Genomic DNA, 14,355 nt, shown 5'->3' on the forward strand with positions numbered 1-14,355 from the left:
ATGGATGGCAAAATGCAAGGATTGTAAAGTCCAAATGAAGTTTACTTTATAACAGCAAGCTGTCCGTCAACATTCTCTATGCAATAGTCAATGTTGATGGATGGCTTCTTTTCAAAGAAGCTATACGCAGCCAAAACAGAAAGGACATTCATTACGAAATTGAACACGCTACGATGTCTTGAATGTACAAGTTGTGCAACATTCTTAAGTTCGTCATTGATGGTTTCTATGACAGATCTTTTACGCAACAGAATCTTGTCATACAATGGCATAAGCTTGTTTTTCATATTGCATTTCAAGCCAGTGACAATTTCTATACCGTCGTTAAACAATCTCTCAAACAAGCCATGCGAAATATATCCTTTGTCTGCGAATAATTTTCCGAACACATTATCACTCAATCTGTTAAAAACATCTGTATTTCTATCGTCAACATTCGCTTTCGTAAGCATAAAGTTAAGCAGTTCACCTCTCTCATTGCATATCAGGTGTAACTTGAAACCGAAATACCATCCCATGGTGCTTTTGCCTCTTTCTGCATAACCACGGAACACCTTATTCCTTGTTATACGCTTGTTGTGGCATACAGGAATGCATGTACTGTCAATGAAACTTATACCCGTGCATCTACCAAAGCAAAACAGTTGGAGGAACAGCATCATCTCAACCGCGACTCTGGACTCGAGTTCAACAAAGCGGTTATATGAGAGCTGCTTTGGGAACAAGTCGTGCAGGTGCACCTTGACATAAAAGAGGTAATAATGCTTGAAGTTGCGGAAAGTATTGAAATGAAAGCAGATGAGTATTGTCATGATTTCCGACCGGCTCATAGTACATTTCCGATTGCGGTGCTTACGCCCGTCAGGCTCACAAATGGACATGCGGGCAATCTCTTTATCATATTCTTGGCAAAAATCATCGATAATACAGAAAATTTCAGTAATTTTGTCCTTGGTAATCTCCATAACTATAGTATCCTTTTACTTTATAACTAATTGATTTACAACCATAAAGGTACTAAAAATTATTGAGATTACCAACTTTTATAAAGACTTTCTTATCCCGAACTCAGGTTGATAGTTGCGGTCGGTGCCGTCGGGGTTGGTCAGCTTGCCGCCGTTCTCGAACGTATGGTTGGCAAGCACAGCCTTCACCTCGTGCTGTCCTACGGGCACGCTGATAGTGAACTGTCCGTGCGAGTCGGTCTTCACAATGTTGCTCTTGCCGTCCATTACGGTGACGCCATCCACGGCGAACGACACGCCCTCAACGGGCACGTTGCCACCCTTATACATCACCTTACCCGAAATGTTGAACGACGACTTATCCGTGAAGTTCACGGTGTGGCTCTGTGACTGCGAGTTGATGAGGCGCAGCTCCTTAGCCGACGCAAACTGATGTATGCCAAGAGTAGGCACAATCATATAAGTGGTTCCGTTGCCGGTGTAGGGCAGCGAACGAATCTGGTATGAACCGTCTACAGCTGTGTAGCTGCTGTAGCCGAGCTGTGCAGAAGTAGGAATGTCTTTCGAACTGATAGTAACATCCGTAGCCACACCATGGTTCATGTTGTACTTGGTGCCCTTGTACGATATGTCGTAGAAGGCGTTGTCTACCGAATAGTCGAAGGTGTAGTAAGCCTGCAGGCCGTCCTCATTACCTACGATATAGCGGTCGTAGTCGTTGGCGAGGGTGTCAGCATTGAGCGCCTTGTTCCAGATACGAACTTCGTCGATGGCTCCGGTGAAGCCTTCACCAATCACCACCTTATTGTCGTTGCCCGTAATCTGAGCCGTACGCTTGGCTTCTGCCACTGCCTTACCGTTTATATATACAATAAGGTGTGTAGCACTTGCCACGGCTGAGAGATGCACGAACTGTGCCGAAGAAGCGTAGTCCTTGAGTTTCTTCGAAGTCTTCAGTGTCTGAGAGCCTACCGTGAACTCAATATACTGGTTGTTGTATGCCAGCTTGTACATGCCCGGCTTCTCGATGATAGTACCTTCCTTGTCTGCTCGTACCCATGCCTGGAGTGTTGCAGCCTCCGTAGCGTCCTTCAAGAGCGACTCGTTGTCGACGGTAAGCTTTGACGCACCGCTGAAAACGTACGACTTGCCGGGAACGCCAGAGCCTTCGGTAGGCTCAGCTGTAACCTTTGCTCCAGCCACTGCCTGTCCGTTTTCGAATGTTACGCGGCCGTAGATGTCGCCCGTAGGTGTGCGGAAACCAACGTCAGTAAGTTCCTCGTCGCTCTCAAGCAGATTGCCAGAGCACATCACCTGTCCCTTGATACGATAGTCGTAGACAATGCCGGGAATGGCGTTCACGTCGTTATAGTAATAGTCGTTCTGAGCCTCGTTGCCCTCAGTAACGGCTATCTGCTTATAGTCTGTATCAGGAGCGCCATGCTCCTTGCGGTTGATTACGAAGCGCTCAAAGTTGCCCTTGCTGCTCCATGCCAGTTCCACGCGATCAGAATAATATCCCTTGCCGGCTGTGAACGCAACAAGATTGCCTATGCTTGTGGGCATGATTGACTCCGGAGCAGCCACCGTAGGCAGAGTGCCGTAAGCCTCGGCAGGCTTCACAGTAAGGCGGTAACGATATTCGTTGCACACCATTATCATGTCGTCAACATACTTGCCGCTGAGGAATTCTTCCTTCGACAGCTCAATGTTGTCAGTAGTATTGGTCGTAACGTTCACACGTGTAAGCACCGCTTTGGTGCCCGAACTCCAGATGTCGCCCTCAGTCTGCCAAGTGATAGTGGCAGTCTGGTCGTCTTCACTAAGCTTAGCATGTACAGAACCTGCCGTAACATTGCTGTGCTTTGCAGAAGCCGAGAGAGAGGTCTGCTTGCTGAAAGCGTTGTTCCATACATCAGAGTTGCCGGTATGCGAACGCTTAATGCTGAATTCATAATTCAGGCTCTCGCCTAAAGGTACGTCAAACTCATAGCTGTATGCTGTCTTACCAGCCATATACTTGATATTCTGTGTGGTTGTCTCCACAGCATTTGTCGTCCTATTCGTACTCTTGATTGTGAGCACCATATTGTCCTCAATGCAGTTCTGCGTCGGAGCCGCACTGAGATTCCAGTTCACCTTCGCCTTGAGCGTCACCTGATCATAGTTGGCGCTGATTTCCTTCACCTGCGGATAGGCAGGACGGGTGTTATTGGCAGAGCTTGATGTCTCGTAAATTACCTTATTGTTATAAGTCGGCTCGTAGTGCTGTATAATCTTGTATTCAGACGGATTGTCAAGATTCAGACTCTCCACTGGGATAAAGAACTCTCCACTGCTATAAAGACTCGCATCGATAGTGGAGATGTTTGGCACGGGGTCACCGTTTGAATAGCAGAGTCTGAAATGTCCCTTTTTGTCAATGGAGTTCTGCTTTGCCGTTCCGTCTTTTTTCCATGCGATGACATAGCCAGGCTTATTCCCATTTACGCCATAATAGGCATTTGTGATTATAGTCGGCGTACAGCCGAAATGGGTGTCTACGGTTGCAGTGAAATCAACGTCCTGATCCGTCGCCGTTTTCAATTCGCGCCACCATACTCCCTTGTATTTTACAAATACGTCTTTTCCGATTCGGTCCTGTATCAGCGGAATGGTGATCTTAATGAAATAAGATCCCTTGTCGCCATCTGTTTTTCTGAAACCAAGCCATTGTACGTATTTCTTGTCGATTCCCGTGACCTGATCTGAGTTAGGGTCATAGCTTGTCCACTGGTCTTTCGGACCTTTGAGATGGATGTCGTATCCAGCCACACTGACATCAAGCCAACCGTCATCACGACAGAATCCGCAATGGCCGGATCCTGCTCCACCCCACGATTGGTAAACGCGGATGTCGAGTACGATAGTGGCATTTTCCGCATCGTACCATTGACTTATCCAGCTGTCCTGCCAATCGTCATACGCCGACGCATTCTGCACTGAGAACGCCATCAGCATCATGACACAAAGGAAGAACTGCATGAACCTTCCCGCGGACGTTCGCATGGAACGCCGCGTAGAAACAGAATTGCTTGCAACCCGCCCGTCCAAATATGGAGGATGTTGCTGTTGTCTTCTTTTTTTCATTTTCAGATGTTTTGATTATTGTATATGATTTGATTTGATCTTATCTTTATGCAATAGAGTTATAGGTACGTTTCTTTCATAGGGCAAATTTAATGTTTTTCATTAAAATTAAGTGTCTGATTCGTGTGCGTAAATGTCCAATTCATATAAAAAAGGTGTCCACTTCCTGCGAAGTAGACACCTTACAGAGGGTTTCTCAGTAGTTTTTTATGAGTTTTTGGCTCTCCATTCAACAGGAGTGCATCCCTCCTTTTCCTTAAAAATCCTATAAAGATATGACCTTGAAGAGAAACCGCATTCGGCAGAAATGATGTCGTTGTTGTAGTCGGGAAACTCCTTCATCATCTTTTTGGCAGCATTGAAACGTATCTCGCTGAGCCATATACGGAACGTCGTGTTCTGGCATTGGCTGAAGAATTGGCTCAGTTCGTTTTTGTTGATGTCCAGCGAATGTGACAATGTAAGCATATTGACCGAACTGTCCTTATAGCCCATGTCTGCACACCACTTGTCGAGCGCCGCCTGGATGAAGGCGCTGCGTTCGGCTGAGAGGCGCTGCGCGGACTGCTCACAGTCAGCCGCCGACTGCGAGGCGCAGTTCTCTGCCGTCGTCTGTTCGTCGTCGTCGGTTTCACCGTTGCCTCTTTCCCTATCCAGCAGCTCCTCGGTAGGTACGTAACAGTTGCCGAACGCCACAAAGTTCACGATGAAGAAAAGCAGTACGAGGAGACCGACCGGACCTATTATGTACAACGACTTGGTGGAGAGGATGGCGAACGGCATGGATATGGCTATGAGGGAAAGCATCGCGATGCTCGCGTGGGCATATCTTATAAAAGGCAGCATATCCGTGGCTGTCATCGTCTCAAGGAGTTTCTTCCGCTTGTTCATCTCTATTATTATCATGTATATGCAGTAGACAATATTGCCAAAAAAGAGAGCAAGCATCACGTAAAGCCATGCGCCAATGTTCAGGGAGCCGCTAAAGCTGTAGCCCACAGCGAAGGCGGCAAGCATGGCGGCGTATACGGCGGCGCAGATAAGGTTCATCTTACGGCGCTTGGTGTGGGTAGCCTCAATGTTGTAGATAGCCATCGAGAAAAGCGTGAAGCAAGGCAGGTAGACCAGCACATTGATGACGGCTCCCACATCTTCGTCCGTGGCGCGGAAGCCGAAGTACATCTGCAGGAAGAAGTGTACCGCCATAAAAAGCAGGGCTGCGAATATCATCCAGCGCGACCACTCATACCGCCGGTTTATCCATCTCACGTGAAGACGCGTGACGGCAATGAAGAATGCGCAGATAAACATGAATATCAGACATGCAAACTGTAACAAATATAACATAACTCTTCTGGTATATATTAATCGTATCTTTCTCTGCGGATGCGCATCCGCTTATGTTAAGATACGCAAAGTTAAGCAAAAAACGGAAAAACATAAAGAATAAAGAAAAGAAGTTGAGCGTTTTTCTTGCGAAAGAACCGCAACAATGCTGTTCCCGTGGCGTGGTAACGTTGTTACCGTTGCGCGGTAACGATGTTACAGCACCGCGGTAATGACGTTACACCACCGCGGTAATGATGTTACACCACCTGCAAATCAGCACTGCTCTTAGCGCTAAGCATAGGAGGAGGGTGTGTGTCTACACACTCTCCTTTTGTTTTTTATATACATAGCAGAATATTTTCAACAAAAGTTACTATCGCTATTGATAAACGATTGATAATCAGACAACTACAAATGATAATCAGACAATATTCAACAGCCAATGGTATCTGTCCCTCCCCTTCGGGGGAGGTTAGGTGGGGCTAAAGTCGGTAAGCAGAGTAACTAGTTCCTTCTCTTGGGGAAGGTTAGGATGGGTTTGAGGCTAGGTGGGGGCTGAAGTCTATGTGCTGAGCCATAATTATTATTCCTTTCCATGGTTCAGAATTATGAATAGAGAACAGTTTCTTTGCGCAGCCAGTTTTATCTTGGTATATCGCTTGTATGCTCTTGCGTGTTCTTGAAATTGCCGAATCACAATCCTTGGAAAGCATATCAAAACATCAAGAAACGGGCAAGCACCGTGCCCAAGTGGGGCAAGCACCGTACCCAAGTGGGGCAAGCACCGTGCCCCAAGTGGGCAAGCACAGTGCCCAAAACTGTGCCCAAAGTTTCTATAGAAGGAAACGTCAGTAAAGGAATATAACTATCAGCAATTGTTTCGATGAATATATACTATTTTCAGCAATAATGGTAATTGCACTTATGGAAATAATGTATAACTTTGCAGCGGACAACTACAAAGATACAACAAAACGGAATCAAACAAATAAAAACAACATACGACATCATGCAAATCATAAAAGACAAACAATTCGGAGGCGAACGCCCACTGTTCGCTTCTCACGACCTGCATATCGACAACGTGCTCATCACTGAGGGCGAGTCGGCAATAAAGGAATGCAGCAACATAAAGGCGACCAACTGCCGTTTCGAGGGTAACTATCCTTTCTGGCATGTCCATGGGTTTGAAATAGAAAACTGCTACTTCGCTGTCGGCGGACGTTCAGCCCTGTGGTATTGCGATCATCTGAAGATGCGCGACACGGTTATCGATGCGCCTAAGATGTTTCGCGAGATGAGCCATCTCGAACTGAAGAACGTAACGATGAACGATGCCGACGAGGTGTTCTGGCGTTGCGACAACATACGCATAGAGAACCTGAAGATGCACGGCGGCACCTATCCATTCATGTTCAGCCATGACGTTTATGTTGATGGATTGGAGAGCGACAGCAAATACGTGTTCCAGTATGCAAGAAACATCGAGGTGCATAATGCGAAGATTACAACGAAGGATGCTTTCTGGGAGGTGGATAACGTTACCGTGTACGACTCCGAGCTGAACGGCGAATACCTGGGATGGCACTCAAGGAACCTGCGGCTCGTGAACTGCCACATCACCGGCGAGCAGCCCCTCTGCTATGCCCACGACCTCATTCTCGAGAACTGCACCTTCGGCGAAGACTGCGACCGCGCATTTGAATACTCCACACTGAATGCCGACATCAAGGGCAGCATCGCGAACATCAAGAACCCTATGTCGGGACGCATCGTTGCCGACAAAATCGGTTCCATTACCATCGACGAGAACATCAAGCAGCCTGCCGACTGCGTGATTGAGGAAAGAAAATGACGAATATGAAATATGATTTCGACAAGGTAACGCCGCGACGCGGCACAAACTCATATAAATGGGACAGCACCGACGACAAGGAGGTGCTGCCGATGTGGGTTGCCGACATGGATTTCCCTACCGCCCCCTGCATCATCAACGCCCTGGAGAAACGTGTGGAGCACGGTATATTCGGCTACACCCGTGTGCCGGAGGAATACTACGATGCGGTAATCTCATGGTTCAGCCGGCGCCACCATTGGAAGCCGAGGCGCGAATGGTTCATATATACGTCGGGAGTAGTTCCGGCATTGTCTGCCGTGATAAAGGCGTTGACCAATGTGGGTGATAAAGTGCTGACCCTAACTCCGGTATACAACTGCTTCTTCTCCTCTATCAGGAATAACGGATGCGAACTGGACAGCTGTGCATTGAGGTATGAGAACAACACTTTCTCCATCGACTATGAAGACCTGGAGCGTCGTGCCGCCGACCCGAAGACCACCCTTATGCTGCTCTGCAATCCGCACAACCCCTCGGGACGAGTGTGGACAAGGGAGGAGCTGCGACGCATAGGCGACATCTGCATCAAGAACAATGTTGTAGTGGTGGCCGACGAAATCCACTGCGAACTGGTACACCCAGGATTCACCTACACACCGTTTGCCTCCGTGTCGGAAGAGTTCCAGAAGCATTCCGTCACCTGCGTTGCGCCGAGCAAGGCGTTCAACATCGCCGGACTGCAGATTGCCAACATCATCGTGGAGAACGACAAGTGGCGACAGCGCATCGACAAGGCGATAAACATCAACGAGGTATGTGACGTGAATCCGTTTGGCGTGATTGCCACCATCGCCGCATACAACGAGGGAGAGGAATGGCTCAATCAGCTGCTCCAGTATATCCACGGCAACTATCTCTTCTTCAAGGACTACTGTGAGGAGCATCTGCCCCAGTTGCCTGTGGCACCGCTCGAAGGCACCTATCTCGCATGGATGGACTGCCGGAGCCTCGGCATCCCGTCGGAAGAACTCGAAGAGGAACTCATAAAGGAAGCTAAACTATGGCTCAATGCCGGCAGCATGTACGGTAAGGAAGGCGAAGGCTTCATGCGTTGGAACCTCGCCTGTCCGCGACAGCTCGTAAAAGAAGGGCTGGAGAGATTCTCTCAGTTTGTTGATAAACGCTGATGTCACAACTTTCCTGCAACCGATAGTAAGATAAAAACCAAAGGGTCCATACAAAATCAACTGTTCTTGACTTCGTATGGACCCTTTTTTGCTGCATAAAGCCTGCCATTTAGAGTATATGGCTTTTGCTTTATTGCTTAGATTTCGAAATGTTCCTTTATGTCGGGCATCGCACCGTTCTGGGTGCACACATAGGCGCTCACTTCAACGGCGAGCTTATGTGCTTCCCTTACAGTCTTTCCGCTGAGGATTGCTGCACAGAACGAACCGGTGAACGAGTCGCCGGCACCTACAGTGTCTGCCACTTCCACCCGGGGCGTTTCCTGATATGACACACAGCCCGGAGTGAACACATAGCTGCCGTTCACGCCACACGTGAGCACCAGCATGTCGAGGTTGTACTTGCCGAGTATGAGCCAGCATTTGTTCTCTATGTCCAGACCCGGATAGCCGAACATCCTGCCTATCTGTATCAGTTCCTCATCGTTAATCTTCAGTATGTTGCAGCGTTTCATAGATTCGCAGATCACATCCTTGGTATAGAAGTTCTGTCGCAGGTTGATGTCAAAAATCTTAAGGCAGTCTTTCGGTGTATTGTCGAGGAACTTGTAGATGGTCTCGCGGCTCACCACATTGCGCTGTGCCAGCGAGCCCCAGCATACGGCAAGCGTGTTTTCAGCCACAGCCTTCACCTCGTCGGTGAAAGGAATGTTGTCCCAAGCCACATTCTCCTTGATGTCGTATGTCGGAATACCTTCATCATCAAGCTCCACCTGTACGGTACCTGTTGGATAAGGCACGCGTGGCATTACATAGTTGAGTCCTTTTCCTTCCAACTGCTCTATAGTCTCTTCTGCAAGTTTGTCCTCGCCGAGGGCACTCACAGCAATGGAGTTGAGGCCAAACTGTCCGGCATGATAAGCGAAGTTTGCCGGTGCGCCACCAAGTTTCTTTCCATCAGGCAAGACGTCCCAAAGAGCCTCGCCAAGTCCTACTACATATTTATCTTTCATAGTCGTATATCTGAGTTTATTTATATCGTGTATCTGAATTCCCTATTATTATAACGGTTTCTCGTACAAGTTATTGTTTCACCTTATTTATATATGTGAACAGATAAACCACTCCGGCTGCCATTACAGCCACAGCACCAACCTGTCCGATGGCGTCGCTGGCGAATCCCATCAGGAGAGGGAACACCGTACCTCCGAAGAGACCCATAACCATCAGTCCGCTCACCTCGTTCTTATGCTCAGGCACCGAGATGAGAGCCTGCGAGAAGACGATGGAGAAGATGTTGGAGTTGCCGTATCCCACAAGAGCTATTGCTGCATAAAGAATGACTTTGCTTGTTCCTACGAACATTCCAGCCATACTCAGCGCCATCATCACCACGCTGATGATGAAGAATGTGCGCGCCTTCATCACACGGAGGAAGAATGAACCCGTCAGACATCCCAGGGTTCTGAAGATGAAATAGAGGGATGTGGCGAAGGCAGCCTCGTTGAGAGACCATCCGAGACGCTCGATGAGAATCTTCGGAGCTGTGGTGTTGGTACCTACGTCGATGCCCACATGACACATGATGCCGATGAAGGAAAGCAGCACGATAGGTCTGCCGAGCAACCGCACACTGTCCATTATGCCGGTAGCCTTACCCTCGTTGTGCTCTTCCGGAATGGATGTGACGCAAAGGGCAGCGGCAGCCACCATACCTATTATCATATATATGGGGAAGAGTATCCTCCATCCGAAGCCGAAGCTCGGTATTGTAGCAATGGCTCCCCACATGGCTATGTATGGAGCAAGGAATGAGGCTATCGCCTTAACGAACTGTCCGAAGGTGAGCGTTGAGGCGAGGTTGCCCTTTATAACGACAGACACCAGTGGGTTGAGCGACGTCTGCATCAGAGTGTTGCCTATGCCGAGCAGGGAGAACGACACGAGCATCAGTGTGAAGTTCTCGCCGAAGAGCGGCAGAAGGAGCGACACTGTGGTCACGGCGAGCGAGAGCAACACGGTGTTCTTCTTGCCGATCTTGCTCATAAGCATGCCCGTGGGCACACTGAACAGGAGGAACCAGAAGAAGACGAGCGACGGGAACATGTTTGCCGTAGTGTCATTCAGGTTGAGGTCTTCTTTCACGTAGTTGGAGGCGATGCCTACCATATCTACGAATCCCATGGCGAAGAAACAGAGCATCACCGGGATGAGGGTAAGTTTAGCAGATTTACTCATTTTATTCTGTTTTATATAAGTTCATTATTTCAGTTTATATACTGCATATTTCTTTGTCTTGCCCTTTATCGTTACCTTGTCGTAAGGTTTTGTTGGGAACACAAGGTTTGTCATAGCCATCTTTCCGTCGTTGTCGAACACCTCAATACTGCTCTTGTCGATGAATATGCGCAGCTTGTTCATCTTGCCATATACAGGGGCTGTAGTTATGGCAGCAAAGTCGCTGCTGAAATCGGTCTTTCCGCTTAGTGTGCGGTCCATCGAGAATGTTTCGTCCTTTGCCTTATATGTCATGACCACCTTCTCGCCCTTGCTGTTGCTCAGCGTAATCGTGGCATCACCCTTCAGATTGACCACCATTTCGCAAGCTTCGCTCAAAGACTTTGATGGTTTTTTACTTCGTGCAGCAGTAATCTCTTCTGATGGAGTAACGCTGCAATAAGTGTTGCCTTTATATTCGAAGAGTCCCAAGTCGCGAGGAATGGAGTTGGCAGAACGATACTGCAACGTAGGCACCTGATTGGCATACTGCCAGTTGCTCATCCATGCCAAAGCCACGTGTCTGCCGTTGGGAGCATTGTCGAAAGTAACGGTGGCATAGTGGTCTTTACCATAGTCCATCCATTTTGTCACTTCCGGTTTCGATTCGCAAGTAAATTTATGTCCGTCGAAGTCACCAACAAAATATTGTGTTGCCGAACCTCCGGAAGGACCTCCAGGATTTATGTTGCACACAAGCATCCATTTCTCTTTGTCTGTGCCACGTACTTTCATCTTCATCAAATCCGGGCATTCCCATACACCGCCATGACTGCCGTATTCGGCTCCGAACGAGCTTTCAAACTTCCAGTCTTTCAGATTGTCAGACGAGTAGATGTTCATCTGCTGACCGGCAGCGAGAATCATGTTCCATTTCTTGATATCCTCGTTCCAGAACATGTGAGGATCGCGGAAGTCGGGCACGTTGCTCGTTATTATCGGATTGCCATCATATTTTGTGAAAGTCTTTCCGTTGTCGGTGCTGTAAGCCATGCTCTGCGTCTGATTCTCACCGGCTGATGTGTAGAGAGCCACGATGGCGTTTTCTCCAAATCCGGCAGTGTTGTTCTTGTCTACCACTGACGAGCCGCTGAATATTGAGCCCCAAGCATCGGGCTGTACCGGGTCGCCTTGGAACGTCCAATGTATGAGGTCGGTTGATGTGGAGTGGCCCCATGTCATGTTCTCCCACTGCGAACCATAAGGGTTATGCTGGAAGTAGAGATGCCATACACCGTCCTTGAAGAACATTCCGTTCGGGTCGTTCATCCACCCGTAAGCTGGGGTGTGATGGTAGAGCGGACGATATTGTTCGCGGTTTTTCGTGTCAAAGCTCTCTGCATTCTTGATATTCTTCCAGCAAGTGAAAGTGGAAATACCACCATCATTGCGGTAGTTGCCGTTCACGTGAATATCAAGAGCTAACGTCTTTTCCTCATTGAATTCATCCAGATAAAGCGGAACATAATAATCCACCTTGTTCATTGCCAGTCGTACATTGAGCGACTTCATCTGTTTGTTGCCGGCGATAACCTTTATGTTGCTCATTTCTGCACTCTCCTGTACTGGCAGCAACAGGCATTTGTCCTTCTGCTGTATACGGTACAGACAATGGTTGCTGCTCAGAAACTGTGTTTCCTGTGCACATGCTGTGCCTATTGATGCCAGAGCAATCAGAACTGATAATATATTTCTTTTCATATCTCTGTATTCTTAAATTTAAATGTTATCCTGAATCAATCCAATCACCTTTTCTGACTAAAGTTTACCTATTAATTTCTTTTGACTAACCTATACTTATATTATAAGAAAACCAATATTCTTATTTTGCATCGTCGTATCCTTTGTTCTGCTTATACAAGCCTGGTATATAATATAACTGGTTGTATGGCACTGGATAGAATTCATTCTTGCCGGCTGTGAAGTGGGCATCCCTCAGATATTCGGCGTAAGTCTGATTTACTGTATTACCATCCTTGTCGGTAAATGTGTAAACATCCTTCTGCTCTGTCTTGAAGTAATTATTCAGCGTAGTTGAAGCTATTCCCCAACGGCGCAAGTCGAAGAATCTTCCGTTTTCCATTGCCAACTCAAGACGACGCTCCCAGCGCAGGCATTTCCGTGCAGTTTCCTTATCCTGGAAATAAGACTCTGGATAGAGAGCAATGTCACACTGGTCTTTGGCATATTCAATGTGTTTGTCTATAGAATTCTTTGCTCTCTGTCTGATATCGTTAATTATGATGCGTGCTTCTCCAAGACGGTCAAGTTCTATAAGAGCTTCGGCTCTCATAAGCATTACATCGGTGTATCTCAATACGTAGTCGTTCATTGCGAAAGCCTGCCATGAGCCGTTATATGTTTCACCTTTAGAGCGTTGTGGCACTTCTTTCATTGAAGTGTAATAACCGTAGACGTTAGGAGTGCGGGCATTGTCTGTCGTCAGAGTGTATTCCTTTTCGTATTTATATGGGAAGGTAGGCATACCGATGGTGTGGAACAAACGCGGATCCCATTTCTGGGCAGTGACCTTGCCGTTTACCGGGTAGTCGATACTATTGTTGTAGTCATCAAACTCTGGCAGTCCGTTGCGTGTCTTGAAGGCATTCACCAAGTCCTGTGATGGTTTGTGAACATCCCATCCGCAAGACCAGATACCCCAACAGCCGTTCAACATGTTCGACCAGTTGGCACGACCATATTTTGTATGGTCTCCGCTATAATCAGAGGTTTGCACGGCGAATACAGACTCTTTACTGTTCTTGTATTCAGGCAAGAAAATGTCGCCGTAGTCTTCCAGATATCCATAATTGGAATTCTTTACCTCATCAGTATAGTCAACAACCTTCTGCATGTATTGCTTGTTGATATGGTCAACGCCATCGGTTGCCTCATATCCGTCGCCCCAAGCCAATGTGAGATAACATTTTGCCAAATATCCGGCAGCAGCAATCTTGTTGGCACGTCCGCCATCAGCCTGCTTAGCTGGTAGAACATCATGGGCAAACTGGAAATCGTCGATAATCTTCTGGAACAGTTCCTCGTATGTGAATTGTGTGTTAGAAGTCTTCTCCGTAGCATTGTCGGCATATACCTTTTCGTCAATCCATGGAATCTGGCGGAACATGGTAATCAGCTTGAAATAGAAATGTGCACGGAGGAATCTAACCTCAGCTTCGCGCTGTTTCGTTGTTTCAGCTCCAAGGGTCTTTTCGCCGTTCTGTTCAAGAGAGACCAACGCACGGTTGCAACGAGATACGGCACAGTAAAGGCGATACCAAAGTTCATCGAGTTCCCCTTTTGTAGAAGTCAGAGTCTTCCATATTTCCACATCGTGGTAACCAGTGTCACCAGTTCCCCAGCCACCTTTCAGACAGTCGTCTGATGCCAGGTCGCCATAAGGCCAGAGATTGAACGGATAGCTGTACCAGCAGTCACCAAGCATGGCGTATGCGCTGTTCACCATCTTTTCCGGCTCATTGAAGGCCTTGTCTTCGTCTATCACAGCTGTCGGATTATAGTCCAGAAAGTCATCACAACTTGCGAATGTTCCTGCAAGTGCTACTGCAAGCACTATTGTATATATCTTTTTCATAATGAAAATTCGTTTAATCGTTATACCTTTTATGTC

The 14,355-nt window shown here is 47.6% G+C and carries 9 protein-coding genes; 2 read left to right on the plus strand and 7 right to left on the minus strand.

Features of this window, described 5'->3' with window-relative positions; genetic code table 11:
• Positions 1–41 precede the first annotated feature (41 nt).
• The 3 genes from CCC32_RS01470 to CCC32_RS01480 all read right to left on the minus strand — a co-directional run bounded on the left by CCC32_RS01470 (position 42) and on the right by CCC32_RS01480 (position 5,441).
• Positions 42–965 carry an IS982 family transposase gene (locus CCC32_RS01470; protein ID WP_287071600.1) on the minus strand — a complete coding sequence of 308 codons (924 nt, stop codon included), beginning with the start codon at positions 963–965 and terminating at the stop codon, positions 42–44.
• 78 nt (positions 966–1,043) lie between these two features.
• Positions 1,044–4,094, minus strand: coding sequence for a LamG-like jellyroll fold domain-containing protein (locus CCC32_RS01475; protein ID WP_287071762.1), 3,051 nt, complete (start codon positions 4,092–4,094; stop codon positions 1,044–1,046).
• Between the two features lie 207 nt (positions 4,095–4,301).
• Entirely contained in the window at positions 4,302–5,441 is a 1,140-nt protein-coding gene (locus CCC32_RS01480) for an AraC family transcriptional regulator (RefSeq protein ID WP_042518460.1), read from the minus strand.
• A 991-nt stretch (positions 5,442–6,432) separates the two neighbouring features.
• Here CCC32_RS01480 and CCC32_RS01485 point away from each other — a divergent pair.
• A complete protein-coding gene (locus tag CCC32_RS01485) occupies positions 6,433–7,278 on the plus strand; it encodes a DUF3737 family protein (protein ID WP_042518458.1) in 846 nt (281 codons plus the stop codon).
• A gap of 5 nt (positions 7,279–7,283) precedes the next feature.
• Positions 7,284–8,447, plus strand: coding sequence for a MalY/PatB family protein (locus tag CCC32_RS01490; protein ID WP_287071901.1), 1,164 nt, complete (start codon positions 7,284–7,286; stop codon positions 8,445–8,447).
• Between the two features lie 137 nt (positions 8,448–8,584).
• Here the strand turns inward: CCC32_RS01490 and CCC32_RS01495 are convergent, their stop codons facing one another.
• The 4 genes from CCC32_RS01495 to CCC32_RS01510 form a co-directional block, all read right to left on the minus strand.
• Entirely contained in the window at positions 8,585–9,460 is an 876-nt protein-coding gene (locus tag CCC32_RS01495; RefSeq protein WP_042518456.1) for a carbohydrate kinase family protein, read from the minus strand.
• 70 nt (positions 9,461–9,530) lie between these two features.
• Positions 9,531–10,685, minus strand: coding sequence for an MFS transporter (locus CCC32_RS01500; protein ID WP_022317423.1), 1,155 nt, complete (start codon positions 10,683–10,685; stop codon positions 9,531–9,533).
• Between the two features lie 24 nt (positions 10,686–10,709).
• The gene (locus tag CCC32_RS01505; protein ID WP_022317424.1) at positions 10,710–12,425 is read right to left on the minus strand and encodes a glycoside hydrolase family 32 protein; all 1,716 of its coding nucleotides are present in this window, start codon (positions 12,423–12,425) and stop codon (positions 10,710–10,712) included.
• 121 nt (positions 12,426–12,546) lie between these two features.
• Entirely contained in the window at positions 12,547–14,319 is a 1,773-nt protein-coding gene (locus CCC32_RS01510; RefSeq protein WP_287071767.1) for a RagB/SusD family nutrient uptake outer membrane protein, read from the minus strand.
• Positions 14,320–14,355 lie beyond the last annotated feature (36 nt).

This window comes from Prevotella sp. LMAG:51 (assembly GCF_008680225.1).
GTDB classification, from domain to species: domain Bacteria; phylum Bacteroidota; class Bacteroidia; order Bacteroidales; family Bacteroidaceae; genus Prevotella; species Prevotella pectinovora.

Bases quoted from the DNA above. Each gene is read 5' to 3' on its own strand.
- CCC32_RS01470 (WP_287071600.1), bottom strand. From the start codon at position 965: ATGGAGATTACCAAGGACAAAATTACTGAAATTTTCTGTATTATCGAT.
- CCC32_RS01475 (WP_287071762.1), bottom strand. From the start codon at position 4,094: ATGAAAAAAAGAAGACAACAGCAACATCCTCCATATTTGGACGGGCGG.
- CCC32_RS01510 (WP_287071767.1), bottom strand. From the start codon at position 14,319: ATGAAAAAGATATATACAATAGTGCTTGCAGTAGCACTTGCAGGAACA.
- CCC32_RS01490 (WP_287071901.1), top strand. From the start codon at position 7,284: ATGAAATATGATTTCGACAAGGTAACGCCGCGACGCGGCACAAACTCA.
- CCC32_RS01485 (WP_042518458.1), top strand. From the start codon at position 6,433: ATGCAAATCATAAAAGACAAACAATTCGGAGGCGAACGCCCACTGTTC.
- CCC32_RS01505 (WP_022317424.1), bottom strand. From the start codon at position 12,425: ATGAAAAGAAATATATTATCAGTTCTGATTGCTCTGGCATCAATAGGC.
- CCC32_RS01500 (WP_022317423.1), bottom strand. From the start codon at position 10,685: ATGAGTAAATCTGCTAAACTTACCCTCATCCCGGTGATGCTCTGTTTC.
- CCC32_RS01495 (WP_042518456.1), bottom strand. From the start codon at position 9,460: ATGAAAGATAAATATGTAGTAGGACTTGGCGAGGCTCTTTGGGACGTC.
- CCC32_RS01480 (WP_042518460.1), bottom strand. From the start codon at position 5,441: ATGTTATATTTGTTACAGTTTGCATGTCTGATATTCATGTTTATCTGC.